Source organism: Rhizobium sp. 11_C7_N12_5 (assembly GCF_051811145.1).
GTDB classification, from domain to species: domain Bacteria; phylum Pseudomonadota; class Alphaproteobacteria; order Rhizobiales; family Rhizobiaceae; genus Rhizobium; species Rhizobium lusitanum.
The window spans coordinates 1,858,731-1,885,323 of sequence record NZ_JBPWPY010000002.1 but is presented as its reverse complement, the minus strand read 5'-3'; the positions used below and the strand labels follow the sequence as shown (position 1 = coordinate 1,885,323).

The 26,593-nt window shown below is 59.6% G+C and carries 26 protein-coding genes and 1 riboswitch; of the genes, 22 read left to right on the top strand and 4 right to left on the bottom strand.

Annotation, left to right across the window (positions count from 1 at the left end; translation table 11 throughout):
• The first annotated feature begins 97 nt into the window (after window positions 1-97).
• From AB8B29_RS27915 to nrdF, 6 genes are all read left to right on the top strand, one after another.
• The gene (locus tag AB8B29_RS27915) at window positions 98-1,834 is read left to right on the top strand and encodes a hypothetical protein (protein WP_037191726.1); all 1,737 of its coding nucleotides are present in this window, start codon (window positions 98-100) and stop codon (window positions 1,832-1,834) included.
• Window positions 1,835-2,414: 580 nt separating this feature from the next.
• Window positions 2,415-3,560, top strand: a complete 1,146-nt coding sequence (locus tag AB8B29_RS27910) for an acyltransferase family protein (RefSeq protein WP_081938673.1) — start codon at window positions 2,415-2,417, stop codon at window positions 3,558-3,560.
• Between the two features lie 258 nt (window positions 3,561-3,818).
• Window positions 3,819-4,039: riboswitch (cobalamin riboswitch) on the top strand.
• 253 nt (window positions 4,040-4,292) lie between these two features.
• Entirely contained in the window at window positions 4,293-4,514 is a 222-nt protein-coding gene (nrdH, locus tag AB8B29_RS27905) for a glutaredoxin-like protein NrdH (protein WP_037191719.1), read from the top strand.
• 11 nt (window positions 4,515-4,525) lie between these two features.
• Window positions 4,526-4,921, top strand: coding sequence for a class Ib ribonucleoside-diphosphate reductase assembly flavoprotein NrdI (gene nrdI / locus AB8B29_RS27900; RefSeq protein WP_037191717.1), 396 nt, complete (start codon window positions 4,526-4,528; stop codon window positions 4,919-4,921).
• Complete coding sequence (nrdE, locus tag AB8B29_RS27895) at window positions 4,909-7,119, top strand: class 1b ribonucleoside-diphosphate reductase subunit alpha (RefSeq protein ID WP_092574251.1); 2,211 nt, start codon at window positions 4,909-4,911, stop codon at window positions 7,117-7,119. The genes nrdI and nrdE overlap by 13 nt, the downstream gene beginning before the upstream one ends.
• Window positions 7,120-7,151: 32 nt before the next feature.
• On the top strand, window positions 7,152-8,120 hold the full coding sequence (nrdF, locus tag AB8B29_RS27890; RefSeq protein WP_202032847.1) for a class 1b ribonucleoside-diphosphate reductase subunit beta: 969 nt from the start codon (window positions 7,152-7,154) through the stop codon (window positions 8,118-8,120).
• Window positions 8,121-8,171: 51 nt separating this feature from the next.
• On the opposite strand, the gene AB8B29_RS27885 is transcribed toward nrdF, so the two are convergent.
• Window positions 8,172-9,098: a LysR family transcriptional regulator gene (locus AB8B29_RS27885; protein WP_037191712.1), complete on the bottom strand. Its 927-nt coding sequence runs from the start codon at window positions 9,096-9,098 to the stop codon at window positions 8,172-8,174.
• A gap of 281 nt (window positions 9,099-9,379) precedes the next feature.
• On the opposite strand from AB8B29_RS27885, the gene AB8B29_RS27880 reads away from it, so the two are divergent.
• Genes AB8B29_RS27880 through AB8B29_RS27860 form a run of 5 tightly spaced genes read left to right on the top strand, consistent with a single transcriptional unit; the run spans window position 9,380 to window position 13,632 of the window.
• Window positions 9,380-10,162: a 5-oxoprolinase subunit PxpA gene (locus AB8B29_RS27880; RefSeq protein WP_037191711.1), complete on the top strand. Its 783-nt coding sequence runs from the start codon at window positions 9,380-9,382 to the stop codon at window positions 10,160-10,162.
• Between the two features lie 9 nt (window positions 10,163-10,171).
• A complete protein-coding gene (locus AB8B29_RS27875; protein WP_037191710.1) occupies window positions 10,172-10,414 on the top strand; it encodes an acetyl-CoA carboxylase in 243 nt (80 codons plus the stop codon).
• On the top strand, window positions 10,411-11,796 hold the full coding sequence (locus tag AB8B29_RS27870; RefSeq protein WP_037191709.1) for an acetyl-CoA carboxylase biotin carboxylase subunit: 1,386 nt from the start codon (window positions 10,411-10,413) through the stop codon (window positions 11,794-11,796). Before AB8B29_RS27875 ends, AB8B29_RS27870 begins: the two co-directional genes overlap by 4 nt.
• A complete protein-coding gene (locus AB8B29_RS27865) occupies window positions 11,796-12,671 on the top strand; it encodes a 5-oxoprolinase subunit B family protein (protein WP_037191708.1) in 876 nt (291 codons plus the stop codon). The genes AB8B29_RS27870 and AB8B29_RS27865 overlap by 1 nt, the downstream gene beginning before the upstream one ends.
• Window positions 12,661-13,632: a biotin-dependent carboxyltransferase family protein gene (locus tag AB8B29_RS27860; protein ID WP_037191706.1), complete on the top strand. Its 972-nt coding sequence runs from the start codon at window positions 12,661-12,663 to the stop codon at window positions 13,630-13,632. Before AB8B29_RS27865 ends, AB8B29_RS27860 begins: the two co-directional genes overlap by 11 nt.
• Before the next feature lie 125 nt (window positions 13,633-13,757).
• On the opposite strand, the gene AB8B29_RS27855 is transcribed toward AB8B29_RS27860, so the two are convergent.
• Window positions 13,758-14,036, bottom strand: a complete 279-nt coding sequence (locus AB8B29_RS27855; protein ID WP_037192047.1) for an HU family DNA-binding protein — start codon at window positions 14,034-14,036, stop codon at window positions 13,758-13,760.
• Window positions 14,037-14,411: 375 nt separating this feature from the next.
• Here AB8B29_RS27855 and AB8B29_RS27850 point away from each other — a divergent pair, with 375 nt between their 5' ends.
• Window positions 14,412-14,633 carry a hypothetical protein gene (locus tag AB8B29_RS27850; protein WP_037191705.1) on the top strand — a complete coding sequence of 74 codons (222 nt, stop codon included), beginning with the start codon at window positions 14,412-14,414 and terminating at the stop codon, window positions 14,631-14,633.
• A 49-nt stretch (window positions 14,634-14,682) separates the two neighbouring features.
• On the opposite strand, the gene AB8B29_RS27845 is transcribed toward AB8B29_RS27850, so the two are convergent.
• Window positions 14,683-15,399: a hypothetical protein gene (locus tag AB8B29_RS27845; RefSeq protein WP_037191703.1), complete on the bottom strand. Its 717-nt coding sequence runs from the start codon at window positions 15,397-15,399 to the stop codon at window positions 14,683-14,685.
• A 490-nt stretch (window positions 15,400-15,889) separates the two neighbouring features.
• Here AB8B29_RS27845 and AB8B29_RS27840 point away from each other — a divergent pair, with 490 nt between their 5' ends.
• The 6 genes from AB8B29_RS27840 to AB8B29_RS27815 all read left to right on the top strand — a co-directional run bounded on the left by AB8B29_RS27840 (window position 15,890) and on the right by AB8B29_RS27815 (window position 22,043).
• Complete coding sequence (locus AB8B29_RS27840) at window positions 15,890-16,882, top strand: Tim44 domain-containing protein (protein ID WP_037191701.1); 993 nt, start codon at window positions 15,890-15,892, stop codon at window positions 16,880-16,882.
• Between the two features lie 307 nt (window positions 16,883-17,189).
• Window positions 17,190-18,014: a class I fructose-bisphosphate aldolase gene (locus tag AB8B29_RS27835; RefSeq protein WP_047640870.1), complete on the top strand. Its 825-nt coding sequence runs from the start codon at window positions 17,190-17,192 to the stop codon at window positions 18,012-18,014.
• Window positions 18,015-18,035: 21 nt separating this feature from the next.
• A complete protein-coding gene (locus AB8B29_RS27830; RefSeq protein WP_037191696.1) occupies window positions 18,036-19,190 on the top strand; it encodes a Gfo/Idh/MocA family protein in 1,155 nt (384 codons plus the stop codon).
• Window positions 19,190-19,858: a D-lyxose/D-mannose family sugar isomerase gene (locus AB8B29_RS27825; protein WP_092574253.1), complete on the top strand. Its 669-nt coding sequence runs from the start codon at window positions 19,190-19,192 to the stop codon at window positions 19,856-19,858. The genes AB8B29_RS27830 and AB8B29_RS27825 overlap by 1 nt, the downstream gene beginning before the upstream one ends.
• Window positions 19,859-19,860: 2 nt before the next feature.
• A complete protein-coding gene (locus tag AB8B29_RS27820; protein WP_037192044.1) occupies window positions 19,861-20,922 on the top strand; it encodes a carbohydrate kinase family protein in 1,062 nt (353 codons plus the stop codon).
• Window positions 20,923-21,032: 110 nt separating this feature from the next.
• Window positions 21,033-22,043 (top strand): zinc-dependent alcohol dehydrogenase family protein, encoded by a 1,011-nt coding sequence (locus tag AB8B29_RS27815; protein WP_037191689.1) that lies wholly within the window; start codon window positions 21,033-21,035, stop codon window positions 22,041-22,043.
• 50 nt (window positions 22,044-22,093) lie between these two features.
• On the opposite strand, the gene AB8B29_RS27810 is transcribed toward AB8B29_RS27815, so the two are convergent.
• Window positions 22,094-23,113 carry a LacI family DNA-binding transcriptional regulator gene (locus AB8B29_RS27810; RefSeq protein WP_037192042.1) on the bottom strand — a complete coding sequence of 340 codons (1,020 nt, stop codon included), beginning with the start codon at window positions 23,111-23,113 and terminating at the stop codon, window positions 22,094-22,096.
• A gap of 242 nt (window positions 23,114-23,355) precedes the next feature.
• Between AB8B29_RS27810 and AB8B29_RS27805 the strand changes: the two genes are divergently transcribed.
• The 4 genes from AB8B29_RS27805 to AB8B29_RS27790 all read left to right on the top strand — a co-directional run bounded on the left by AB8B29_RS27805 (window position 23,356) and on the right by AB8B29_RS27790 (window position 26,579).
• A complete protein-coding gene (locus AB8B29_RS27805) occupies window positions 23,356-24,264 on the top strand; it encodes a TIGR03571 family LLM class oxidoreductase (RefSeq protein WP_197070349.1) in 909 nt (302 codons plus the stop codon).
• A 315-nt stretch (window positions 24,265-24,579) separates the two neighbouring features.
• Entirely contained in the window at window positions 24,580-24,669 is a 90-nt protein-coding gene (gene kdpF, locus AB8B29_RS27800; protein ID WP_007691771.1) for a K(+)-transporting ATPase subunit F, read from the top strand.
• A gap of 32 nt (window positions 24,670-24,701) precedes the next feature.
• Window positions 24,702-26,405, top strand: a complete 1,704-nt coding sequence (gene kdpA / locus AB8B29_RS27795) for a potassium-transporting ATPase subunit KdpA (protein ID WP_037191684.1) — start codon at window positions 24,702-24,704, stop codon at window positions 26,403-26,405.
• Between the two features lie 12 nt (window positions 26,406-26,417).
• Window positions 26,418-26,579 (top strand): hypothetical protein, encoded by a 162-nt coding sequence (locus AB8B29_RS27790; RefSeq protein WP_156143622.1) that lies wholly within the window; start codon window positions 26,418-26,420, stop codon window positions 26,577-26,579.
• Window positions 26,580-26,593 lie beyond the last annotated feature (14 nt).

The window sequence follows — 26,593 nt, the reverse complement described above, 5'->3', positions numbered from 1 at the left end:
GTTGCTGATCGGCCCATTTCACACGTCATGTTAACTCCGTATTTCTTTGTTCGCTTTAGTTTGCGGTAAGCGGTCTTAGGCGGAGTCCAAAAGAATTATGGTGCATGCAGCGACAAGCCGGCAATTTACTCTTCCCGAGGATGATGTCATCGGTCGGTTGGAAGGCGCCCGGCTGCAGATCGAGCAGCGTTTTCTGGACGGCGGCGCCGTCCTTCTCACGGTGACAGAAGTTCTGGCCAAGCTGGTCAATCTGCTGGAAGATATCGGCGGCTCGCTGAAGGAGGAAAACGCAGCCGAAGCGACCGCCCGGCTGCTTCAGACAGTCGATCTGCTCAACAAGTTGCCGCCCGCGGAAGTTCGTCGTCAGGAGTGCGTGGTCTCTATTGGTCAAACCGGGCGGCTTCTCGCCACGCAGGTCCTCTCCATGGAAGAAACCCTGCGGTACCTCAGAACCTTTGCTGCGACAGCGAAAATTGCGGGCGCGCGAATTCCGGATTTCTCCAGTTTTGCCAGCGAGATCGTCGAACGCATTGAGTTCGCCACCGGCGAGGTCAAAGCACTTTCGGGGCAGATCCGCGTGCTTGAAAACGGGATAAAATCAGCGGCGGCAAGCGAGGACGGCTCGCTCGGACAATATCTGGATGAGATACCGTCCATCGTCCAGCGCCTTCTGTCGAATGCACAGGAGATCCAGACCCAGCGCCGCGGTCTGTCGACATTGGCCGATACCGTTGCCGGGCTTGCGCGCCGGATTCAGAACAAGGTCGCCCACACCCTCTCCGCGATGCAGATCGGCGATATCACGCGGCAAAGGGTCGAGCATTGCCAGGCCGTCTATTCGATCACGGATGCCTATCTTGCCTCCCAGGCGTCCCTCAATCTTTCCGCGACTGATCGCAATCGCATCACGGCTCTGACGACGACCCTCGTCTTCGAGCTGCTCAGCGAGACAACGGACGGTTTCAACCGCGAGACCGCAAAAATCGTCGACAACATTCGTAGCTTCAGGGACGATATCGGCACCCTGCTCGACCTCTATCAAACCATGATGTCGCAGAGCGGGCAGGACGGGCGCAGCCCGATCAATTCGCTGCGCGGTGATCTTTCCGCCGCCCGGGCAGTCGTCGATCGCATTGATGTCGCCGCGGCTGGAGCAAATCGGCTCAGCGAAAAGACGAGCGAGATGGTCAAGGAGCTGACCACGAGCATTCTGACCATCCAGCTCGTGCGTCGGGACATCCAATACATGGCGCTCAACACCAATCTGCGCTGCGGCAAGCTTGGCGAAGAGGGGCGGGCAATTAACGTGGTCGCCGGAGAGCTGCGCTCGTTCGCATCGCTTCTCGATGAAGATGCGGAAAAAATCCTTATCGGGTTGGGCATGCTTGAGGGCCAGACTGCCGGCCTGAAGGACTGGCGGCAGAGCGATGACCAGGATAGTTCGTCGGGTTCCGGTGCGCATATCGATGCCGCTTTGCTGCACATTACCGAGGCTGGCGCATCCATGGATGTCAACGTGAAGGAGCTTCGCCGCTGTGGCGAGGATATGACCTCCAAGGTCGCCGAGGTCGTCAACAGCCTGGATTTCCGGGCGGGAATCGGCGAAACGCTCGCATCCTGCACGGAGGAAGCCGGTCGTGATTATTGCGCTGTCGAGGATTTGATCGGGCTCGAAGCGCCGCTAGCTGCCATTTCGGAGCGCATCGCGAAAATCTATACGATGGCGGCAGAGCGCGAGATACATGCGAGTGTTTTTGGCGTGGCGACAGCTCCGGCCAGTCACGGACCGACGACTGGCAATGATGAGGAGTTGTTTGCAGAGGCTCTCTTCTGATCAGTCAGGTCTGGAAATCACCGAATACGTCCTGCCGGTCAGGAGTTTGACGCGCTCGTCCACTTTGCCGCATAGCAGGACGATGATGTTGCGAAGAAGTAGATCCATCACCGCTGTTGTGGTTGGCGCGCAGTCCTAGAGGGGCGCGCGCGAACCCTGGGGGTGACGAGCGATCTTCCCGGAAGGCGATGGCGCTTGCAACTTGTAGAGCGCGCGGTTCGCCATATGCCGACAGCCCCGCAAGCAAATGCCACAATCTGCGGCCCTCAAATTCCGTCGTCCTTTTTAAGCTGTCGAAAATTATCGACTCTGATCGACCGTTTCATCAGATAGGTTGGCGTGCGCTCGAGGAGGCGGAAGATCCTGTCGCAGTGGCGGCGGAGCAGCTGTCACAATAAGAGCCAAACGAATTCGCTGTATGTTGATGGCCGGGTCGTGCCCAGAAGTCCCGCTTGGTGGTGGTTGCGAGCGGGCGTAGCAGCATCGCTGCAAAGCATTTGAGATCACTATCCTCTATAGGTTGAGTTTTTTAATCGACAACTCAACCTGATCTTAAAGATTATGCCTTATAGCGTGAACCATGGAGGCAACGTCACGTCGGCATGATCTGGATTTTATCAGGGTCGCAGCATTCATGCTGCTGATCGTCTATCATGTCAGCCTGATGTATAATTCCAGGGGCTTTCTTCTGAAGGCACCGGACAGCTCTCCCATCTTTGACATTATCCATCTGTGGACCCACCCTTGGCGCATGTCGCTGCTGTTTTTGATCTCAGGCGTCGTCACGGGGATATTGCTGACACGGCAAACTCCCGAGGTGCTGAGGAAGGCGCGAACGAGGCAGTTGCTGGTTCCGCTGCTGGTTGGAATGCTGTTTCTGATCCCTCCCCAAATGTATGTCTGCCTGAATACCAGCCTGGGGGTCGACATCAGCCTCCGAGACGTCTTCTGGCACTATCTGACCCTGACGCCCATTCCGCTGCCCGACGGACGTGAGGTCAATCTCTTCTGGATGCAGCACCTGTGGTACCTCGCCTATCTCTGGACCTATACCGCAATCCTGACGCTTGTCGTATCGGCCTGGCCGAAGTTGCTGCCCCTCGCGGGGGATCGGCTGACGCCCCGGCTGGCGGGCAAGTGGATACTGATATTTCCCGCCATACTGTTCATCTTGCTCAGGCTCACGCTGCGGCCGGCCTTCCCCCCGACACTCAATATCCTCACCGACTGGTACAGCCATAGTATCTATCTGATGTCATTTCTGCTCGGTGTCGTGATGGCCATGCGCAGCGAATGCTGGGAGGCGGTCGTCGACGCGCGAAAACCCGCCCTGATCCTGGCGCTGGGTTGTGCGGTGCTTCTGACGATGCTCTTCCCGGGCCTGCCTGCCGGCGAGCCTGACATGTGGCAGGCATTTGCGGGAAGGGTGCTTGCCGGCACGTTCCAATGGTGTGCGATCGTCGCAATTCTCGGATACGCAAAGGTCTGGCTGAATTCGGAGAACGCCGTTGTCCGCTATCTGAACAGGGCAGTGCTGACCTACTACGTGCTTCACCAGACGGTCATGTTGGTTATTGCCTACTGGTTGCGTGAGTTTGGGTTGATGTCCGCCTCGTCTTTCATCCCGATCGTGGTTGCGACGCTCGCCGTCTGTGCGTTGTGTTACGAACTGAAACGACGTTTGGAAATCTCCTGGAAAGCCAGGATCCGCGCTGGCATTGCCTAACGCATGGATATCTCGATGTTCACCCGGCATGGGCTCCCTGGAGCAATCTCTCTGGTTCAGGGTTAAGAGGGCGTCCGGTGCGCCGACACTCGGCCCCGGCTTTCACGATATCCACTCGCCGCACATTCCCGAGGTCGAGAAGATGACCGATCTTCTGTCCTTGCCGCGAAAGCGTCTTCGGGACTTAGCGCAGGCCTTATCAACATCTTAAATGAAGGATCGGTGATGGAACCTGTTGACGCAAATTTAACCTCGTCTACTATATATAGTGTTCGAGGTTCCTTCGATTCGCAAGGATTGGAGGCTAAGATGGGAATACGGTCGCCGAGCATGATGCTCGTCAAGCCGTAGCTGCCCCCGCAACTGTGAGCGGCGAGTATTTGTTCTGCATGTGCCACTGAGGAATATATGCCTCGGGAAGGCAAGAGCAAATACTTCGACCCGCAAGCCAGGAGACCTGCCTCGAGCAATAGCGTCCACGGGCGGGGTGTCCGGATGGCGAGCGATGGTTTGCGGCAGCTCGCCGTTGCCGTCGCTTTCCCCGAATGGCCCGCAAAGGTTACTTCGAGGTGTGAAGTCCATGTCTTTGAGTATCCTTATCTGCCTGCACGACTGACGGCCGCCTAAGCGTCCGGCAGTCGGTTGTGCCCGCCGCCATTTTTCAGATTGCCGAACGGGTGTCGCCCGACGCCCGGACGATCTCGCACGCCTGTCATATATACGAGGACATCCATGAGCATTACCGTCTACAGCAAGCCCGCTTGCGTCCAGTGCACCGCGACCACACGCGCCCTCGACCGCCAGGGTATCGATTACACCATCGTCGACGTGTCCACCGATACTGAAGCCTACGAGCTGGTGCAGGGTCTCGGCTATCGTCAGGTCCCGGTCGTTATCGCCGGCGAGCAGCATTGGGCTGGCTTCCGCCCCGACATGATCAGCGCGCTCGCCTGAGGAACCGGGCGGTGGGCGAGATCGTCTATTTCTCCAGCAGATCTGAGAACACCCATCGCTTCGTTGCCAAGCTTGCCTTGCCGGCCGCTCGCATTCCGCTCGGCGCGGGTGAAGAGCTTCGAGCGGCCCGTCCTTACGTTCTCATTGTCCCTACCTATTGTGGTGAAGGGGGCAAGGGTGCCGTGCCCAAGCAGGTGATCCGCTTCCTCAACGATGCGGATAACCGTTCAAACATCCGCGGGGTCATTGCCGCGGGCAACAGCAACTTCGGGGCGACGTTTGGTATCGCCGGCGACATCATCTCCACCAAATGCCGGGTACCGTATCTGTACCGGTTCGAGCTTTTGGGCACGGAAGAGGATGTCGTGAATGTCAGACACGGATTGGAACGATTTTGGACACGCTAAGCTCTTCTTTGTCGCGGCACGCGGCCGAAAAACCGCTTCACACTTTTTCTCATCCCGCGAGCGACCGGCCATCGAAGGTCACGGAAACGGCATTGGATTATCACGCCCTCAACGCCATGCTGAACCTCTACGACGAGCAGGGTGGTATCCAACTCGACAAGGACCGCTTGGCGGCCAAGCAGTATTTCCTCCAGCATGTCAACCAGAATACGGTGTTCTTCCATAACCTGCGGGAGAAGCTCGATTACCTGGTGACGGAGGGCTATTACGAACGGGAGGTGCTGGACCAATATTCCTTCAACTTCGTGCGCGATCTCTTCGATCATGCCTATGCGAAGAAGTTCCGCTTTCCGACGTTCCTCGGCGCTTTCAAATATTACACCAGCTATACGCTGAAGACCTTCGACGGAAAGCGCTATCTGGAGCGCTATGAAGACCGTGTCTGCATGGTAGCCTTGGCGCTGGCGCGCGGCAGCGAGCAGCTTGCCCATGACATGGTGGACGAGATCATTTCCGGCCGCTTCCAGCCGGCGACGCCCACCTTCCTCAATGCCGGCAAGAAGCAGCGCGGCGAACTGGTTTCCTGCTTCCTGCTGCGCGTAGAAGACAACATGGAATCGATCGGCCGCGCCATCAATTCCGCGCTGCAGCTTTCCAAGCGCGGCGGCGGCGTGGCGCTGTCGCTCACTAACATCCGCGAGGCCGGCGCGCCGATCAAGCACATCGAGAACCAGTCTTCCGGCATCATCCCGGTGATGAAGCTGCTCGAAGACTCCTTCTCCTACGCCAACCAGCTCGGAGCCAGGCAGGGCGCGGGCGCCGTTTATCTCAACGCCCATCACCCTGATATCATGCGCTTCCTCGACACCAAGCGCGAGAATGCCGACGAGAAGATCCGTATCAAGACGCTGTCGCTCGGTGTCGTCATTCCCGACATCACCTTCGAGCTCGCGAAGAACAATGACGACATGTATCTGTTCTCGCCTTATGACGTGGAGCGCGTCTATGGCGTGCCTTTCACGGAAATATCGGTGACGGAAAAGTACCGCGAGATGGTGGCCGACAGCCGCATCCGCAAGAAGAAGATCAAGGCGCGCGACTTCTTCCAGGTGATTGCCGAAATCCAGTTCGAGAGCGGCTATCCCTACATCATGTTCGAGGACACGGTGAACCGCGCCAACCCCATTGCCGGCCGCATTACCATGAGCAATCTCTGCTCGGAAATCCTGCAGGTGAGCGAAGCGAGCGAATACAGCGACGACCTTTCCTACACGCATATGGGCAAGGACATCTCCTGCAATCTTGGCTCCCTCAACATCGCAGCCGCGATGGACAGCCCCGATTTCGGCAAGACGATCGAAATGTCGATCCGCGCGCTGACGGCAGTCTCCGACATGAGCCATATCTCGTCGGTGCCTTCGATCGAAAAGGGTAATGACGACAGCCACGCCATCGGCCTCGGCCAGATGAACCTGCACGGCTATCTTGCCCGCGAGCGCATCTTCTACGGCTCCGAGGAAGGCGTCGATTTCACCAACATCTATTTCTATACTGTGACCTATCACGCCATCCGTGCCTCGAACCTCCTAGCGGTCGAGCGCGGGCAGAGCTTCAAGGGCTTCGAGAACTCGAAATACGCCTCCGGCGAATACTTCGCCAAATATACCGATCAGGCATGGGTGCCCGCGACCGAACGTGTGGCCGAACTGTTCGAAACGGCCGGCATCGCCATCCCGACGCAGGAAGATTGGGCGAAGTTGAAGCAGGCCGTGATGAAGGGCGGTCTATATAACCAGAACCTGCAGGCCGTGCCTCCCACAGGTTCGATCTCCTATATCAACCACTCGACCTCTTCGATCCATCCGATCGTCTCCAAGATCGAAATCCGCAAGGAAGGCAAGATCGGCCGCGTCTATTATCCGGCCGCCTTCATGACCAACGACAATCTCGATTATTATCAGGACGCCTACGAGATCGGGCCGGAAAAGATCATCGACACCTATGCGGCCGCCACCCAGCATGTCGATCAGGGCCTGTCCCTGACGCTGTTCTTCCGCGACACGGCAACCACGCGCGACATCAACAAGGCGCAGATCTACGCCTGGAAGAAGGGCATCAAGACCATCTATTACATCCGCCTTCGCCAGATGGCGCTGTCCGGCACCGAGGTGCAGGGCTGCGTTTCCTGCGCCCTCTGATTTCCGGTTTGAAAAAGGACATTCCCGTGAACATGCAATTCAAGCCGGTAAGCCGCATTCGCGCCATCAACTGGAACCGTATCGAGGACGACAAGGATCTCGAGGTCTGGAACCGCCTGACCGGAAATTTCTGGTTGCCCGAAAAGGTGCCATTGTCGAACGACATCCCGTCCTGGGCAACCCTGAAGCCGGAGGAGCAGCAGCTCACCATCCGCGTCTTCACTGGCCTGACCCTGCTGGACACAATCCAGAACGGCGTCGGTTCCGTGAGACTGATGGCCGATGCCGCCACGCCGCATGAAGAGGCGGTGCTGTCGAACATCTCCTTCATGGAGGCCGTGCACGCTCGATCCTACTCATCGATCTTCTCGACGCTCTGCTCGACGCCGGATGTCGACGATGCCTATCGCTGGTCGGAGGAGAACGAATTCCTGCAGTGCAAGTCGACGCTGATCATGGAGCAATATGCTTCCGGTGATCCGCTGAAGAAGAAGGTCGCCAGCGTCTTCCTCGAAAGTTTCCTGTTCTATTCGGGCTTCTACCTGCCGATGTTTTGGTCGAGCCGTGCCAAGCTCACCAACACCGCCGACATGATCCGCTTGATCATCCGCGATGAGGCGGTGCATGGCTACTACATCGGCTACAAGTTCCAGCGCGGGCTTGAACGGCTGCCGGAGGAGCGCCGGCAGGAGATCAAGGACTTCGCCTTCGACCTCCTGCTCGAACTCTATGATAACGAGGCTAGGTATACCGAGTCACTCTATGACGGTGTCGGCTTGACCGAAGACGTCAAGAAGTTCCTGCACTACAACGCCAACAAGGCGCTGATGAACCTTGGCTACGAGGCGCTCTTTCCCGCGGAGGCCTGCAAGGTCAATCCGGCGATCCTCTCGGCGCTGTCGCCGAATGCCGACGAGAACCATGACTTCTTCTCCGGCTCCGGCTCGTCCTATGTGATCGGGAAGGCAGTCGCGACCGAAGATGAAGATTGGAATTTCTAGGACTGGGTGATCCGTCCGCACGGCGTCGTGGGTCGCCCTGACGCCGTGGGCCTACTCGGGCGCCGGTTTTCCGCCGGCCACGCCCGGCAAGCCGAAAGCCTGTTGGAAGTAGTTCCGAAATGCCTGCATCGCAGGCGTCAAGGCGTTACCCGCACGCCATGCAAGTCCGACGTCCATGGCCGGTACGGTTTCCTGGATGTTGATCGTCTCGATGCGACGGCCTTCGAGCGACCACGGCCGATATACCATGTCGGAGAGGATGGCGACGCCCTGGTTGTTCGCGACCATGGACCGAACGGCTTCCACCGATGAAGTGCGAAGCGTGACATTCGGTTGGTAGGGGGTCTTGCTCCAATATTTGAGCGATGACTGGGCGGCTTCGTCCACCGTCAGCATGATGTAGGGCTCTTGCGATATTTCCTGCAGCCCCACGCCCTTTCGCCGCAGCAGGTGATGTTGCGCCGGAACCCAGAGCCTGCGCACCGAGCTCAACAGCGTCTCTGTCGTGATCATCGGGTTGAGAATGTTCGAGGTGAGCAGGACGGAAAGGTCGTAGCGGTTGGTCAGCAAACCTTCCTCGATCGATTCCCTGTTCAATTCATAGAGTTGCACCCGCAGTTTCGGGAAGAGCCGGCGTATCCGCTCGATGTGCATCGGCAGGAAATAGCCGATCACCGTGTAGGTGGCCGCGACGACCAGTTCGCCCTCGACATCGGTGTTGATGAAGTTGAGTTGCATCGCCTCGTCGATCTTGGCGAGGATCTCGTAGGCATGCGACAGGAACTGCCGTCCTGACGAGGTCAATTCCATCCCCTGCGCCGTGCGGGCGAAGAGGGGAACGCCGACGATCTGCTCGAGCTCCTTGATGGCGGCGGTTATGGCGGATTGAGAAATATTCTGGCTGATCGCCGCCTGGGAAACCTGCCCATATTCTGCGGTTGCGACGAAATAGCGAAGCTGGCGAATGCTGAGAGCCACCGAACCGTCCCTCCAATAAATTCAGACTACTGCACTGCAAAAATGAATAATGCTGGTCAAAACTGCATCATCTTCAAGAGCAATTTTTGAGCATGCCTTGTAACTATATATTTTATCGCGATTTTTTCCGCATCACTCCGACGCATCATTATCATATTTTCAGATATTACTGCTCAAAAGAATCTATTTTTCAAGCTGCCAATTAGACCCTACCGTACTGATGAGGAAGGCGCCCGCCGAGGGATGCCTTCGGTACCGATCTACCAGTGAGGATTGCGGGTTTGAAGCGAACGGTGGATATCAACTGTGATATGGGGGAGGCGTTCGGCCGGTGGCGTATCGGCGATACCAGCGATGAGCACCTCATAGCGCATATAAGCTCCGCCAACATAGCGGCGGGCTTTCATGCCGGCGATCCCAATCTCATCAATGACACGGTAAAACTAGCCGCCGAGCACGGCGTCGCGGTCGGCGCGCACCCGGGATACAACGACCTGCAAGGTTTCGGACGCCGAAAGATCTCGGGCAGCAACAAGGAAATCGTCAACGACATCGTCTACCAGGTCGGTGCGCTTCGCGAGTTCTGCAGGCGTCACGGCACCAGCATGCAGCATGTCAAGCCGCATGGCGCTCTCTACATGGAGCTTGCTGCCAATCCGGAGCTGTCGGACGCTTTCATCGAGTACATGCGCACGACCGCACCCAATGCGCCCATTTTCTGCATGTGGAACTCAGCGACCTACGAGGCCGCCAGGCTGCTCGGCCATCCGGTCGTCAGGGAACTCTACGCTGATCGCGATTACGACGACAATGGCTGGATCGTCTTTACCCGCGATGCCGGGCGGCCCGATCCCAAGGCGATCGCCAGGAAGGTCTTGCGCGCCTGCACCGAAGGAAAAGTGCGCACCGTCCAGGGAAGGGACATCCCAATCGAATTTGAATCCATCTGCTTCCATTCCGATACGCTCGGAGCGTTGGATATCGTCCGCGAGATGCGCGAGGCGTTGGTGGCCGAAGGAATTCGGATCGCGCCTGTTTCCCAGATATTAGAACAGCAAAAATGAGGGGCTATCATGAGCAAAGCTGAAATCAGATCACCGCTGCCTGGCACCTTCTACAGGGCCTCGTCGCCGGATGCTCCTCCATTCAAGGCCGATGGTCAGGACGTCGCGGAAAGTGACATCGTCGGCGTAATCGAAGTCATGAAGACCTTTCATGAGATCCCGGCGGGGCTTTCCGGAAGGAACATCACCTTCCTCATCGACAACGAAGAGCCGATCATGGCCGGCCAGGTCATCGCGGAGGTAGAACAGTGACGATCAGCTCCGTTCTCATCGCCAATCGCGGCGAAATCGCGGTTCGCATCATCAAGGCCGCCAAGGCCCTCGGTATCCGCACGGTGCAGGTGCACAGCGCCGCCGATGCCGATATGCTGGCGGTGCGGCTGGCGGACGAGGCGATCAATATCGGACCGCCGGCGCCGAAGAAATCCTATCTCAACATCGAGGCCGTCATCGCGGCTGCCAAGGCCGCGAATGTCGATGCGGTGCATCCCGGCTATGGCTTCCTATCGGAGAATGGCGATTTCGCCGATGCCGTCGCGGCGGCCGGTTTGACGTTCATTGGCCCGAGTGGCGATGCCATTCGCCTGCTCGGAGACAAGGTTGCGGCGCGCGAGGTTGCCAAGCGCGCCGGCGTGCCGACCGTGCCCGGCAGCGGCGGGCGCATTTTCGATCTCGCTGAGGCTCACGAGATTGCCGAGCGTATCGGCTTCCCGGTGATGATCAAGGCTGCCGCCGGCGGTGGCGGCCGCGGCATCCGCATCGTGGAATCGCTTGCGGATCTCGACAAGCAGTTTCCGCTTGCCGCGGCTGAAGCGCTGGCCGCTTTCGGCGATGGCGGTCTTTATATCGAGAAGGTCATTTCCCGTGCGCGTCATGTCGAGGTGCAGATCTTCGGCGATGGGGAGAATTTCATCCATCTCCATGAGCGTGAATGCTCGTTGCAGCGCCGCCGTCAAAAGGTCTGGGAGGAGGCGCCGTCGCTCCTGCTGCCGCAGATCGTGCGCCAGAAGCTCTGCGAGAGTGCCGTCGCGTTGGCAAGAGAGGTTGGGTACAAGGGCGCCGGCACGGTCGAATATCTCTACGACGAAGATAGCAGCGAATTCTATTTCATCGAGGTCAACACGCGCATCCAGGTCGAGCATCCGGTGACCGAGATGATCACAGGCGTCGATCTTGTCCAGGAGATGTTCAGGGTCGCCGGCGGCGCGCCGCTTTCCGTCACGCAGGACGATATCCGCCCGCGCGGACATGCCATCGAATGCCGCATCAACGCCGAGGATCCCTTCAAGGGTTTCGTGCCGGCCCCGGGGCTTGTCGAGCGCCTGGTGGTTCCCGAGGGAGACGGCATCCGCTTCGATACCATGCTCTACGAAGGCTATACCGTTCCGCCCTTCTATGATTCCCTGCTGGGCAAGCTCATTGTCTGGGGTGAGACAAGAGGCGAATGCCTGATAAGGCTTGGTCGAGCGCTCGACAACCTTGTGATCGAGGGGCTGGCGACGACCATTCCGCTGCATCAGGCACTCGTCCGCTCTTCGGCCGTGCAAATTGCGGCCTTCCATACGCGCTTCCTGGAAGGGTGGCTTGAAACCGAATTCTCTCCCAAAAATCATATTCGATCGGAGGTCGCCTGATGCCCGCGCGCTATAGTTTCGGAGGGGATGAACACCTCTTCATCGAATGCAGCGATGAGATGTCGCTGGAAGCCTTCTTCAAGAGCCTGTCGATGGCAACAGCCGTGCGGGAAAGCCAGATCAAGGGCGTCACCGAGATCTGCCCCGCCAATGCCTCGTTCCAGGTCAAGTTCAACCCGGATATCATCAAGCCCGACGACATGATGAAGGAAGTCAGGGCGATCGAGGTCGATGCCGAAAAGGCGGAACCCGTGCTCAAGACGCGGATCGTCGAAATCCCCGTCTTCTACAACGATCCCTGGACCCATGAGACCTTGATGCGCTTTCGCGAGCGGCACCAGGAGCCTGAGGGCACCGATCTCGACTACGCCGCCAGGATCAATGGCTACGATGCCGTCGGCAGCTTCATAGAGGCCCATCACGGCTCACCGTGGTTCGTTTCCATGGTCGGCTTCGTCGCCGGCCTTCCCTTCATGTATCAGATGGTCGAGCGGGAGCGGCAGATCGAGGTGCCGAAATATCTGCGCCCGAGAACCGATACGCCGCGGCTGACGGTCGGCCATGGCGGTTGCTTCGGCTGCATCTATTCGGTGCGCGGCGCCGGCGGCTATCAGATGTTCGGCATCACGCCCATGCCGATCTTCGATTCCAGCCAGACGACGAGCTATCTCCGCGATTTCATGGTCTTTTTCCGCCCGGGCGACATCGTGAAGTTCAAGCCTATCGATCGTGCCGCCTATGACCAGGCGGTCGAGGATGTCGACAGGGGCAGGTTTTCGCCGCCGATCCGCGAGGTCACTTTCGATCTTCGCGAATTCCAGAAGGACATCGACGGCTACAACACCAAGCTGGAGGGCACGCTCTATGCCCATTAAGGTCATACATCACGGCGTTTCCACCAGCGTTCAGGATCTCGGCCGCCCGGGCTATTTTCATCTGGGCATTCCCATGGGCGGCGCCATGGATCGCTACGCGTTTCGGGCAGCCAACCTTTTGGTCGGCAACGACGAGGGTGCGGCCGGCCTCGAGGCGGTCTTCATGGGGCCGAAGCTCGAGTTCACGCAAGATGCGCTCGTTGCTGTTACCGGTGCGGACATGCCCGCCAAGCTCGATGGCGAACCGGTCCCCGGCTGGACTGCTTTCAAAGTGAAGAGCGGTCAGGTCCTGACCTTCGATTTTCTGAAGTCCGGCGCCCGCATCTACATCGCGGTTGCCGGCGGCATCGATGTGCCGATCGCCCTTGGCAGCCGGTCGACCTATCCGATCGGCGCACTTGGCGGCTACAAAGGCAGGGCGCTTGCGCCGGGAGACGAACTGCCGGTCGGCCAAGGCGGCCTTGACGGCGAAGGGCGCACTATTGCTGAGGACCTGCGCCGCAAACCGGGAGCGCCGGCGGAACTTCGCGTGCTGCCGGGCCTCTACTGGGACAGGCTGACGGACGCGGCGAAGGCGAACTTCTTTGCCGACACCTGGAAGGTGGCGCCGGAGGCCGATCGCATGGGATATCGCTTTCGCGGCGGTCGCAAGATCGAGTTCGTCGAGCGCAAGCAGTCGTTCGGAGCCGGCTCCGATCCGTCCAACATCGTCGACAGCTGCTATCCCTATGGTTCCATCCAGATCCCGAGCGGCACGGAGCCAATCATCCTGCATCGTGATGCGGTCTCGGGCGGCGGCTATTTCATGGTCGGCACCGTGATTTCAGCCGACATGGATCTGATCGGGCAGCTTCAGCCGCATACGCCGACACGATTCATCGAGGTTTCGATGGACGAGGCCTTGGCTGCACGAAAGCACCGGGCTTCGCTGCTCGATAAGCTCAGATCCACGTTTAACTGAGCATCTGCCCGTTTCGGCTTCTAAACTGCCAATGGGTGCGTCATCCAAGAACTCGCAAGACAAATACACCGGCCCTTGATAGGGCCGGCATTTTCATCGTTGCACAACGAGGCCGTAACCCGCTCTTACTTGTTCAACGCATCCTTCAGCGCCTTGGCCGGCGTGAAGGTGAGCTTCTTTGCGGCGGCCACCTTGATGGTCGCGCCGGTCGATGGATTGCGTGCTTCCCGTGCCGGCGTGTCCTTGACCTTGAACTTGCCAAAGCCCGGGATCGATGTCTCGGCGCCGGAGGTTGCAGCTCCGGTGATGGCGGCGAAGACGGCTTCGACGACAGCCTTGCTCTGAGCCTTCGTCAGCTTGTGGTCTGCGGCAATTTTGTCTGCGATTTCGTTGGTGGTGGTCATCATGCTTCCCCCGGGTTGTTTACGGTTGAATCATTTCCATCGTAATCGCCCAATGTCACGCGCTGCCCGGGTCTCAGAGGGCTCATACACCGGCATTTCCACAATTTCCGATGGGAAGAGCCTCATTTTCGGGCTTTTCCCTACCGGTTCCAGGAGATGCGGTGCCGCTTGTTGTTCTGTCGCGACACCTCCTTCTTTCCACTTTTGCTGATTCTTCCCTCCGGGCACGCACCACGGCGGTCTCGCCAAAAGGCATAATCTGGATGGACAAAATGATGGATCCATCACGTCTCGAGCCGCGTTATGCCAGCGATGCTGGTCATGGGGCCGGTGACGGTATAGATGCCTCACGATGACAAATAACGGGAACAAGCAATGGAAGACGCGATCAAGATAGATAACCGCGGTGACTTCGGTCTGTGGGCCATCGAAGTTGCAAAGCAGATCGTCAGCGAGCAAGGTTTCGGCCTCGCCAAGGCAGCCCGAGACGGTACGGACGAAGATGTCCGCGTAGCCGGCGGCGCCCTCGGGCAGGCGATCACCAACGCGCTCATGGAAGTCTACGATGGTTTGCTCGATGGTGCGGATGAAGACTAGGCCGGAGCGCTGGCATCCCGCTGCCAGCGAGGGGCCGAATGCTCACGCATCATGGTCGATGCGCGGGCGGAGCCGGGAAATCCAGAACGCTGTTCGTGTAGGTTTCGACCAGCGTGCTGAATGGCGTACCATCCGGCAACTTCAGCACTGCGCGATGTTCGAGAAGAAACGGGGGCAGCGTCAGTTGCCCCGTGCCGGCGGACGGCAGATCGGCTTTCATCTCCCATCCTTCGGGAAGAGGTGACCAAAGCAATTTGGCTGACAGGTTCGTGCGGGTGAAGTTGAGTGACTGAACGGCTCGGCCAAAGGCGATATCGGATGTGTTCAGCGCCTCGTTCATGTCAGCCGTCAGTTTTGCCGGCACATACCAATTATCGGCTTCCGACAGGACGCGATCGCCACAGGCGAGACGAACGCGACGATAGGCAATCGGAACATCCGGCCCCACAGCCAGCAGCTCACGGATATGGGCATCGGCCGGCTTATCCTGCCCATGCACGCGCTGCGCCAGGATCTTGGAGCCCGCCGGCGCAAGCTTATGCGCGGCACACCAGCGGTCGAGCGTCAAGGTGGCGCTGGCATTGCTGAGGAGATTGGCATTCAGCGTCTGGAGGACCGCAAGGGCTTCCACCCGCGATGTCGGGGTGTCGGGCCATTGCGACGGAGCGGCTGAATCCTGAGCCATCAAAGCGTGGGCCGACAGCATGGCGGCCGCGGAGCCGGCAAGAGCTGCGACCCGGACGAATGTCGAAAGGCGAAAAGGCATGGGAAAGGAAATCCTCTATATGAATATGTCTTGTCGGTCAGAATTGACGCATCTAACCTCTTGAAAGGCCATGCTTGCAAGCTCAATGGCGGCATAGATGGAGAGGGCTTTCCCGGCGGCAAGGTCCAGAGCGAACAATGGTCTCGATCGTGGCAATGAGCGGAGCAGTGTAGCGAACGACCGGACCCACGACCATCGGCGTCGACCGAGGCACCGCCGGAAGCCGCCCTTGGCGATCTGCGCCGCCACAAGGGCAAGCGCGCTTCCGTACACCACCAACACTCAAAAGCGCCTGAATGCCAAAAGGCACGGGATCGCCATAGGTGGTGACGCACCGGACAAGGTTGCTTTTCGCGACTGTGATAACGACGCAGTCCTTATCGAAGGCGCGTATTTTCTGGCCGCTCTGTTCCAGTGCCAACTTACAATCGCCATTTGGCATCCCCATATGATCGACAGATTGTCTTTCTGCCCAATGACAGGAGAACCAATGTTCAGTGCAGTTCCGCGTTTCGCCAAGATCGCAGCCATCGTCGTCCTCGCTGCCGCATCGTCCTTTGCGAGCTTTAGCGATGCTGATGCTCGCCGTGCTGGCTCCAGCGGATTCGGCAGCCGCGGAACCAGGACTTTCGACACGCCTGCCATTACGCGGACAGCGCCAACCCAGGCCGCTCCGATCGACCGGACGATGACACCCCAGACGCAGACCGCGACGCAGCCGCCGATCAACGCGCAGCCTCGTCCCGGCCTTTTTGGCGGCTTCGGCGGGTCGATGATCGGCGGATTGATCGCCGGCGGCTTGCTTGGCATGCTGATCGGTCATGGTTTCGGCGGCGGCTTCGGCTTCCTCGGCATGCTGCTGCAGATCGGCCTGATCATCGCGGCGATAAGCTTTGCCATGCGCTTCTTCGCTAACCGCCAAAGAACGAACTATGCGGCATCGGCGCCGGGCACATCCTATAACACAAACAGCATGAATGCTTCGCAGCGTCCCTCCTTCTCGATCCCGCCGATCGGTGGCAGCGCGGCGAACGCGAAGCCGGCGGCGCGGCAGGCGAATGACGAGATCGGGCTGAAGCAGCCCGATCTCGAACGCTTCGAGCAGCTTCTCACCAAAATTCAAACGGCCTACGGGTCCGAGGATTACGCCACGCTGCGCCAGCTGAGCACACCCGAAGCCATGTCCTATCTTGCCGAGGAGCTTGGCGAGAACGCGACCAACGGCGTCCGCAACAGCGTTTCCGATGTTCGCCTGTTGCAGGGCGATATCGCCGAAGCCTGGCGCGAGGACAGTGCCGAATACGCGACGCTCGCCATGCGCTATTCGAGCATCGACGCGATGGTCGATCGCACGACTGGAAAGCTCGTGGATGGCGACGATCGCAATCCCTCGGAAACCACCGAGATCTGGACCTTCGTGCGCAGGCCGGGTTCGGACTGGAAGCTCTCCGCGATCCAGGGGACAGGGCCTCACGGCGCCTGAACCCGCATTCGGCAAAGATTGCCCTCGCGAAAGATCGAGGGCAATCGCTGACGCTTGTCGAAGAGATCTACGCACCCCCAAGGCGCTTCAGCAACTCCTCAATGAAGACCTTCAAGCGGGCGCTTTGATGTCTGCGTCGGGCTTGCTGCGAACCGAATGAGGGAAGACGAGCCCTATCGGGCTACCCTTTGGAATCTCCCAAGACACTCATGAGACGAATGTGGAAACGATACCGCATCCGTCTTGACTCATCGGATGAGTCCATTAATCTCAATGTGGAAACGTTACCATACTGGGGAGGAACTGGATGAAATCCGCGCGGCTCAACCGCCTTTTTGGCGTGTCCGGCAATTGCTTCGATGTCGCCATCGATCATGGCATGTTCAATGAACGGACCTTCCTCGCCGGCATCGAGGACATGAAGACGGCCGTCCAGGTGATCGCCGACGCCGCCCCCGATGCCATCCAGCTTCCACCGGGGACCGCGCCACTCTTGCAGGCGATCCCCGGCAAGCATCGCCCGGCGTTGGTCCTGCGCACGGATATCGCCAACATCTATGGCAATCCCCTGCCATCAGCGCTGTTTTCCGAAATGATCGACCGCGCGGTGGAGCAGGGCGTGGCGCTCGACGCGGCCTGCGTCGTCGTCAATCTCCTGATGCTACCGAACCAGCCCGAAGTCTATCGCGCCTGCGTGCGCAACGTGAATAGCCTGAAGCGTGAATGCGAGATCTATGGCATGCCGCTGATGGTGGAGCCGCTGGTCATGCAGGATAATTCCAAGGGCGCTTACATGGTCGATGGTGCGATCGACAAAATCCTGCCTCTGGTGCGTCAGGCCGCCGAACTCGGCGCCGATATCATCAAGGCTGACCCGTGCGATAATGTCGAGGAATATCACCGTGTCATCGAGATCGCCCAGGGCCTTCCGGTGCTGGTGCGCGGCGGTGGGCGCGTTTCTGATCAGGAAATCCTGAGCCGCACCAAGCAGCTGATGGGGCAGGGCGCGCGCGGCATCGTCTATGGCCGCAACGTCATCCAACACCAAAATCCTGCGGGCATGACGCGCGCCTTGATGGCGATCGTCCATGACGGTGCTTCCGTAGAGGAAGCCTCGCGGCATCTCGCCTGACGCATTCTGGGAGGAATGGACATGACAAGGGTATTCCGTTTCGGCGTCATCGGTTGCGGCCTGATGGGGCGCGAATTCGCAAGTGCCGCGGCGCGCTGGCTGCATCTTGCCGACGTGAAGGCGCGACCGGAAATCGTCGCTGTCTGCGACACCAATACGACGCTGCTCGACTGGTTCAGGGATCACGTGCCGACCGTGCGGCAGTTTACCGGCGACTATAAGGAGCTTCTGGCCAATCCAGAGATCGATGCGATCTATTGCGCGGTGCCGCATGTGCTGCACCAGCAATTCTATATCGATATCTTGAAGGCCGGAAAGCATCTGCTCGGCGAAAAGCCCTTCGGCATGGATGCGGCCCAGAACCGCGAGATCATGACGGTTCTTGCCGAACACCCGGACCTTCTGGTTCGCTGCTCGTCGGAAATGCCTTTCTTCCCCGGTGCACAGAAGGTCATCGCGCTTGCGGAAAGCGGCGAGATGGGCAACCTCCTCGAGGTCGAGGCCGGTTTCCTGCACTCCTCTGACATTGACCGGCAGAAGCCGATTAATTGGAAGCGCATGGCTGAGATCAACGGCGAATATGGCTGCATGGGCGATCTTGGCATGCATGTCCTGCACGTGCCGTTGCGGCTCGGCTGGCGCCCGACGACCCTGCATGCGCAACTCGTCAAGAAGGTCACCGAGCGTCCTGACGGCAAGGGCGGAATGGTGCCTTGCACCACCTGGGACAATGCGACCATCAGCACGCGCGTGTGCGCTGGGGATCAGGATTTCCCGATGGTGCTCAAAACGTGGCGCATCGCGCCGGGCGAATCCAACACCTGGTACATCCGTATTCTCGGCATGAAGAAGAGCGCCTTCTTCAGCACCAAGTCACCGCGCCAGTGGCAATGGATGGATTATACCGGTGGCACGCAGGCCTGGAGCACCGAGGACCTTGGTTATGGCTCGCTGTTTCCGGCCATAACGGGCAAGATTTTCGAGTTCGGCTTTGCCGATGCCATCCAGCAGATGTGGGCTGCCTTCGTCGATGAGCTGGCAGGCGGGAACGCCAACGGCTTTGGCTGCGCCACCCCGGCCGAAGCGCAGGCACATCACGCGGTGCTGACCGCGGCTCTCAAATCCGGTCGCGAGAACATCGTGGTGCCGGTCGACTATGAGGGGACGGCGATCTGATGAAGCGCTCGGAGATCAATGCAGCCCTGCTGCGGGCAACCAAGACCCTCGAGCACTGGCGGTGGGCGCTGCCGGAGTGGGGATATTGGACTGCGGCGGAGTTCGCCGCCGATCCGCAGGCGACGGCCTATCTGCGCGCCCATCAACTGGGCTGGGACGTCACCGATTTCGGCTCGGGCCGGTTTGCCGAATGCGGTCTGGTGCTGTTCTGCCTGCGCAACGGCATCGTTAGCGTCGAGGGCGAGCGCACGTATGCGGAAAAACTCCTCTTCGTAGAGGAAGGCCAGGTAACGCCGACCCATCGTCATGCAGCGAAGATGGAAGACATCATCAATCGAGCCGGCGGCGATCTCGTCATCGAATTCGCCGCGGCCGACGCCGACAGCAATGTGCTGAAGGACGATGTCACCGTTCCGCTGGACGGACTGCCGCGCAAGCTCGCGGCATGGGAACCGCTGGTTCTTTCACCCGGCCAGAGCGTGACGATCCGCACCGGGCTCTATCATCGTTTCTACGGCAGAAGAGGCGGTGGCCCCGTCCTCGTCGGCGAGGTCAGCCAGGTCAACGACGACAATGGCGATAACTTCTTCCTGGATCCGATCGGGCGCTTTGCCGCGATCGAGGAGGATGAACCACCCCTCAGACCCTTGTGGAACGAGGCAGGCTGATGATGTGGACAGGGGAGGAGGTTCGCGGCAGCGAAAGGCAAGATAAGGGCGGCATCGTTTGCGCGGGAAATTTCATCGTCGACCGCGTTCACACACTGTCCTACTGGCCGAAACAGGGTAATCTCGCTCATATCCTGCATCAGGATCTGGGCGTGGGGGGCGGAGCCGCCAATGTCGTCACCGACCTCGCCTCGCTCGGTTTTCCCGGAAAGCTGGCGGCAGCGGGATGTGTCGGCGCCGATATTGACGGAGAGATCGTCAAGTCGCGCCTGGTCGATGCCGGCATCGATGTCGGCGGGTTGATGGTGCTGTCCGACCGGGCGACGGCGCACACCCATGTCATGAATGTGCCAGGTGAGAACCGCACTTTCTTCTATCACGGCGGTGCCAACGATGCGGTCACCGATGCGCTCGTCTTCCCCGAGGTCTTCGCGAGCGCCGGTTACCGGCTGTTCTATCTCGGTTATCTTATGCTGTTGCCCGGTCTCGACCGGCTCGGTCCGGACGGCCGCTCGGGAGCGTCGCGCCTGCTTGAAGCCGCCCGTCGAGCGGGCCTTACGACCTGTGTGGATTTCGTATCGAGCGAGGATCCGGAATTCGCCGCCAAGGTCGGCGCTTCGCTGCCATATTGCGATTTCCTGATCATCAATGAGGTCGAGGCGGGTCGTGCAACCGGCGTGGCTGTGCGCGATGCGCGGGGAGACCTGATCGAAGCGGGAATTCTGACTGCGGGCGAGCGTCTGCTTGCGGCGGGTGTGGCCAAGGGCGCCGTCATCCATGCGCCGGAGATCTGCTTCTGGTTTGCGCCTGGCGCTTCGCCTGTCGTCACACGTTCGCGGCCCGTCAATCCGAGCGACATCGTCAGTACCGTCGGCGCCGGCGACGCTTTTTGCGCCGCCGTGCTTTACGGCCTGCACGAGAACTGGCCGGTCGGGCGCATCTGTGCCGTTGCCCACGCCGCTGCCGCCCGCTGCCTGGGAGGCGCGACGGCGACGGATGGCATCCCCGACATGGCGGTCCTCGTTGACGACGCGAAGGAAATGCACCCGGCATTTACGGCATAGAGCATCGCTCATGAGGTCGTCAGCATTTTTGGCGATTGATGGTAGTGTACCGGGGGGATTGGCTCATCATGCGGCGATGATCAATGGAATCTGAGGGCTGGAGGAGAAGAATGAGGGCCGTACGCTTGGAATCGATCGGGTCCATAATCATGCGCATCGTTGAGAAACCGGTTGCCCGGCCCGGCGAGCTCATCGTCCGGGTTCTGGCTGCCGGCATCTGCGGCTCCGATCGTCACATGTACAAGGGCGAGTATCCGACAGCGATCCCCGTTACCTTGGGACATGAATTCTGCGGCATCGTGGAGGAGGTCGGCGATGGAATCCCATCATTTGCCGGCGGAGAACTCGTCACCGTGGACCCGAATATCGCCTGCGGCACCTGTGCGGCCTGCAGGCGCGGGCGGCCGAACCTGTGCGCAAGGCTGACAGCCATCGGGGTGACACGCGACGGCGGCTTTGCGGACTATGTGGCGGTGCCGTGCGGTCAGGCATTCACGCTGCCGTCCGATCTCGATCCCGTGCATGGCGCCTTCTGCGAACCGCTCGCGTGCTGCATTCACGCCATCGACAGGGCAGACATCCGACCGGGCGATAGCGTCGCCATCCTGGGCGGAGGTGTGATCGGCCTGCTCATGGTGCAATTGGCCCGCCTGGCCGGCGCCAGTCAGGTGATCCTGATCACGCGACAGCTATCGAGGCGCGAGGCTGCGCTGCGCCTGGGTGCCACGCACACCTTCGATCCAGCATCTTCGGACACGGTCGCTTCCGTTCGAGATGTTACCCAAGGCGGCGCCGACGTCGTCATCGAGTGTGCCGGTGTTGCCGACACCTTGCAGACCGGTCTCAGGATGGCGCGGCGCGGCGGCACTTTCGTGCTGTTCGGCGTGACGCCGGCCGGCATTGAAGTGCCCGTTCTGCCCTTTGACCTGCTCGTCAACGAGGTTGATGTCAGGCCGGCCTATCTCAACCCGTTCACGCATTCCCGGGCCGCGGCAATGGTCGCGAGCGGAGCGCTCGAACTGGACTCCCTGGTGACCAAAGCCATAGGCCTCGAAGAGGTTGCAGGCGTAGTCGGCAGCGCGCCATTGCCGGGCGAAATCAAGGTCATAGTACGACCCTAGCTTTAGGAAATCACCGGCCTATCTTGGCGGTCGGGTACATGCCGCTCGCCTCAGCCGCGGACAGGTCCCGTGGAATCGCGTTCGATCAGCGTCACGGGAATCTTGACGACCATGCCCTGTCGCGGCTCGTGCCCCGCTTGCTGCTCCTCGATCAACGCCTTCAATCGCTGCGCCGCCTGCTCACCGACCTCGCGGATCGGCTGCGCGACGGTGGTCAATCGCGGAAAGACATAGGCAGCTTCCGGCAAGTCGTCGAAGCCGATCACCGAATAGTCGCGCGGAACGGAAAAGCCGCGATCCTGGACGGCATGGATGACTGCGATCGCCGAAATATCGGTTGTGCCGACGATCGCCGTCACTTCCGGCCGGGACTTGAGCAATTCGCGCGCAAGCTCATAGGTTGCCGCAAAGCTATGCTCCTCCGCCATCGCCACCACGGCAGGCGTGATTCCGTCCTTCGCCATTTCCGCCCTCATGCCCTCAAGGCGAAGCTGGACGGGTTGGCTATGCGCGGGCGCGCCGACAATGGCGATCGACCGGTGGCCGAGACCGATCAGATGGCGCGCCATCAGCCGCCCGCCTTCCTCATGATCGGCCATGACGGCATCGTTTGCGATCCCGCCCAGTTCGCGGTCGATGGCGACGATCGGAATATCGGCATCGCGCAGCGCCTCGAAATGCTCGATGCTGCCGAAGGCGCTGGCCACGATGACGCCGTCGATGCGCTGGGACAGCAGCATGGAAATATAGCGCGCCTCGTGCTCCATGTTTTCCGCCGTGCTGCAGATCAGCGTCTGGTAGCCGTGCCGGAACAATTCCTGCTCGATGGCATGGGCGAGAATCCCAAAGAAAGGCACGTCGATCGACGGCAGCATCAGCCCGATCATTCGGCTCGGCGCACCCCGCAGCATGCGCGCGCCCTTGCTCGGTGTGTAGTTCAGCGTGCGGATCGCCGCTTCCACACGTTGCCTGAGCTCCGGGGAGGCGTAGCCGCTGTTGTTGAGCACGCGCGAGACGGAAGAGACCGATGTTCCTGCAAGCTTGGCGATATGTCTGATACTGGTCGTCACTTGCTCGCATTTCTTTGTCTGGCGGCCGATCATTCCGCAGATGGCTGTATATGTTCAACTCTATGTCGGCACCGACTAAATCACCGGCGGCACGTCGCATCAAGCGCAATAGGGGCGATCATTGACAGCGATCGGCAACGTCGGCGTCGATCCTATCAGGTATGCGCAAAGAGCCTCAGGCTCTTTTATCATCCGCAAACATCCTTATCTCAGCGCTACGGCAATATCTGTTGGGGCGCGATGTGCTTTTTCATCCAGATCGACTTTCATTCGGCATCGTCCTGCCGGCGCAACCGCGAACCTCTGCCGATGTCGAGTTCGATGCCCAGTTGAAGCTCGCAAGCCATGCGGACGAATTGGGTTTCGATGCGCTCTGGGTCCGGGATGTGCCGCTGAACAGCGAAAGCTATCCGGATCCGGTCGGACACGCCGATCCCTGGGTCTTCCTTGGAGCACTGGCGGCGGTCACTTCGAACATCGGCCTGGCGACAGGCGCGATCGTTCTGCCTTTGAGACATCCTCTGCACATTGCCAAGGCCGCGCTTTCTGTGGCGGTCCTTTCGCAAGGGCGGCTCGTTCTTGGTCTTGGGTCGGGAGACAGACCGACGGAATACGAGGTATTCGGGAAAGATCTGGAGAAGCGGAAGTCGATCTTTCAGGACAATTGGGAGCGTCTGGCTGCCGTGCTTTGCCCGGATCAGGAGATATTGGACGAGAACGGCCAGGTGCGAAGAGAATTCGCCGTCAGACCGAGGTTGCAACAAGCGCCTATTCCTTTGGTGGCTGTCGGTTCGTCGTCGCAGTCGCTCGAATGGATCGCCCGGCATGCGACCGCATGGATGACATATTACAGGCAATTGCCCGTCCAAAGGGACCGGCTGACGCTTTGGCATAACGCCCAGGCGAAAGTGACGACGGAATTCCGCGGCTTCGGCCAGTCGATGGTGCTGGAGCTCGTCGATAGGCCCGATGCGGCCTACGAAGAGATAAATCTCGGCGGCAGAACCGGCAGGCGAGGGCTGATCGGCGCGCTATCGGCCATGCGTGAAGCCGGTATCCATCACGTCGCGTTCAATCTCGTTTCGGGAGATAGGCCGCCACACGACGTCATGGACGAAATCGCCGGGGATGTGATGCCCGCTTTGAGCTAGGCCGCATCGCCGGCGCTACTGGCACCGGCATTTATAAGATTTTTATATCTTCCACATTCCCGCCGTCTCGAACCTTAATGCGGTTTGGGCGCATGTTATACGGCGAAGATACACACGAGGTGATCTTCTCTCTGTGCGGAAATAAAAGAGGCGCTCTCACCAAGCGCGCCCTGCATCGTTTTCGCAATCAACAAGAACAATCAAGGAATCGCGATCGATGATGGACATTATTCTTGTCGGGATCGGCGTTTTATTCTTCCTCCTCTGTGTCGCTTACACCAAGGCCTGCGACAGCCTCTAGTCGGAGAGACGGCAATGCTTCTCGATTACATTCTCGGTGGCGGCGTGACTATTTTTCTCACCGCCTACCTGATTTACGCTCTCATTCGCCCCGAGCGCTTCTAATTCCATAGCGCTGGATAGGGAAAGTTACCCCCATGACCTTCAACGGATGGCTTCAGATCCTCATTTACATCGGGATCCTTCTTCTGCTCGTCAAACCGCTCGGCGGTTACATGACGCGTGTCTTCACCGGCGAGCGCACATTTCTTTCTTATGTCCTCGGTCCGTTGGAACGGGGACTTTATCGTCTCGCCGGCACGAATGAGCGCGAAGAGCAGCACTGGACGACCTATTCGATCTCCATGATTCTGTTCAGCCTCGCCGGCTTCTTCGTGCTCTATATCCTGCAGCGCTTCCAGGCCAGCCTGCCTTATAACCCGGCAGGCATGACCTCGATCGGCCCGGAGCTTTCGTTCAACAACGCCGCGAGCTTCGTGACCAACACCAACTGGCAGAATTACGGCGGCGAAAGCACGATGTCCTATCTCGTGCAGATGGCCGGTTTCACTGTCCAGAATTTCGCCTCCGCCGCCACCGGTATTGCGCTCGCCATTGCGCTGATCCGCGCCTTCTCGCGCGCTTCCGGCAAGGCGATCGGCAATTTCTGGGTCGATTTGACCAGGGCGACGCTCTATGTGCTGCTGCCGATCTGCATCGTCCTGACGCTGGTGTTCGTCTATCTCGGCGTGCCGCAGACGCTCGGGCCCTATGTCAATGCCACGACGCTTGAGGGCGCGCAGCAGACAATTGCCGTCGGCCCGGTCGCCTCGCAGCTTGCCATCAAGATGCTCGGCACCAATGGCGGCGGCTTCTTCAATGCCAACTCCGCCCATCCTTTCGAAAACCCCGATGCGATCTCCAATCTGATCCAGATGCTGGCGATCTTCGCAATCGGCGCTGCGCTGACCAACGTCTTCGGACGCATGGTCGGCAATCAGCGTCAGGGCTGGGCAATCCTCGGTGCCATGGGCGTACTGTTCATCGCCGGCGTCATCGTCACCTATTGGGCTGAAGCTGCCGGCAATCCGCTGGTGCATGCGCTCGGCGTCCAGGGCGGCAATATGGAAGGCAAGGAAGTCCGCTTCGGCATCACACTGTCGTCGCTCTTCGCGGTCATTACCACGGCGGCGTCCTGCGGTGCGGTCAATGCCATGCATGGCAGCTTCACAGCGATCGGCGGCATGATCCCGTTGATCAACCTGCAGCTCGGCGAAGTCATCGTTGGCGGCGTCGGTGCCGGCTTCTACGGCATCCTGATGTTCGTCATCATCGCCATTTTCGTTGCCGGCCTGATGGTCGGGCGTACGCCGGAATATCTCGGCAAGAAGATCGAGGCCAAGGAAGTTAAGATGGCGATGCTTGCCGTCCTCTGCCTGCCCTTCGGCATGTTGATCTTCACGGCGATCTCGGTCGTGCTGCCGTCGGCCGTGGCCTCCATCGGCAATCCCGGTCCGCACGGCTTCTCGGAAATCCTCTATGCCTACAGCTCGGCGGCGGCAAACAACGGCTCGGCCTTCGGAGGTCTCTCCGGCAACACGCCCTGGTATAACGTCACCCTCGCTATCGTCATGCTGATCGGCCGCTTCTTCGTCATCGTGCCGGCGCTTGCGATTGCCGGTTCGTTGATCACCAAGAAGACGGTCCCGGCTTCCGCTGGCACCTTCCCGACGGATGGTCCGCTCTTCGTCGGCCTGCTGGTCGGCACGATCCTGATCGTCGGTGGCCTGACTTTCTTCCCGGCGCTCGCGCTCGGACCGATCGTCGAACATCTGTCGATGATCGCAGGCCAGGCCTTTTAAAGGATTGATGTCATGAGCGGTTCGCTTTTGACCAAGCTTAGAAAAGTTATCGATCCACGCCCCTTCGACAGGGGGCGTGGCCCAGCCGGGACGACCTGTGCCTCCGACGCCATTCTCTTGGCGATGGTCACCCTGTTCCTCGGCCTCGTTGTCTTCGGATTCTTAATCGGCTGATCGGTGCGTTCCGA

Coding starts and splice junctions, on each gene's coding strand:
- AB8B29_RS27875 (WP_037191710.1), top strand. CDS start 10,172: ATGAGCAAAGCTGAAATCAGATCACCGCTGCCTGGCACCTTCTACAGG.
- AB8B29_RS27790 (WP_156143622.1), top strand. CDS start 26,418: ATGAGCGGTTCGCTTTTGACCAAGCTTAGAAAAGTTATCGATCCACGC.
- AB8B29_RS27845 (WP_037191703.1), bottom strand. CDS start 15,399: ATGCCTTTTCGCCTTTCGACATTCGTCCGGGTCGCAGCTCTTGCCGGC.
- AB8B29_RS27840 (WP_037191701.1), top strand. CDS start 15,890: ATGTTCAGTGCAGTTCCGCGTTTCGCCAAGATCGCAGCCATCGTCGTC.
- AB8B29_RS27830 (WP_037191696.1), top strand. CDS start 18,036: ATGACAAGGGTATTCCGTTTCGGCGTCATCGGTTGCGGCCTGATGGGG.
- AB8B29_RS27865 (WP_037191708.1), top strand. CDS start 11,796: ATGCCCGCGCGCTATAGTTTCGGAGGGGATGAACACCTCTTCATCGAA.
- AB8B29_RS27860 (WP_037191706.1), top strand. CDS start 12,661: ATGCCCATTAAGGTCATACATCACGGCGTTTCCACCAGCGTTCAGGAT.
- kdpA (WP_037191684.1), top strand. CDS start 24,702: ATGACCTTCAACGGATGGCTTCAGATCCTCATTTACATCGGGATCCTT.
- AB8B29_RS27850 (WP_037191705.1), top strand. CDS start 14,412: ATGGAAGACGCGATCAAGATAGATAACCGCGGTGACTTCGGTCTGTGG.
- AB8B29_RS27835 (WP_047640870.1), top strand. CDS start 17,190: ATGAAATCCGCGCGGCTCAACCGCCTTTTTGGCGTGTCCGGCAATTGC.
- nrdH (WP_037191719.1), top strand. CDS start 4,293: ATGAGCATTACCGTCTACAGCAAGCCCGCTTGCGTCCAGTGCACCGCG.
- AB8B29_RS27825 (WP_092574253.1), top strand. CDS start 19,190: ATGAAGCGCTCGGAGATCAATGCAGCCCTGCTGCGGGCAACCAAGACC.
- AB8B29_RS27855 (WP_037192047.1), bottom strand. CDS start 14,036: ATGACCACCACCAACGAAATCGCAGACAAAATTGCCGCAGACCACAAG.
- nrdF (WP_202032847.1), top strand. CDS start 7,152: ATGCAATTCAAGCCGGTAAGCCGCATTCGCGCCATCAACTGGAACCGT.
- AB8B29_RS27915 (WP_037191726.1), top strand. CDS start 98: ATGGTGCATGCAGCGACAAGCCGGCAATTTACTCTTCCCGAGGATGAT.
- AB8B29_RS27820 (WP_037192044.1), top strand. CDS start 19,861: ATGTGGACAGGGGAGGAGGTTCGCGGCAGCGAAAGGCAAGATAAGGGC.
- AB8B29_RS27910 (WP_081938673.1), top strand. CDS start 2,415: ATGGAGGCAACGTCACGTCGGCATGATCTGGATTTTATCAGGGTCGCA.
- kdpF (WP_007691771.1), top strand. CDS start 24,580: ATGCTTCTCGATTACATTCTCGGTGGCGGCGTGACTATTTTTCTCACC.
- AB8B29_RS27815 (WP_037191689.1), top strand. CDS start 21,033: ATGAGGGCCGTACGCTTGGAATCGATCGGGTCCATAATCATGCGCATC.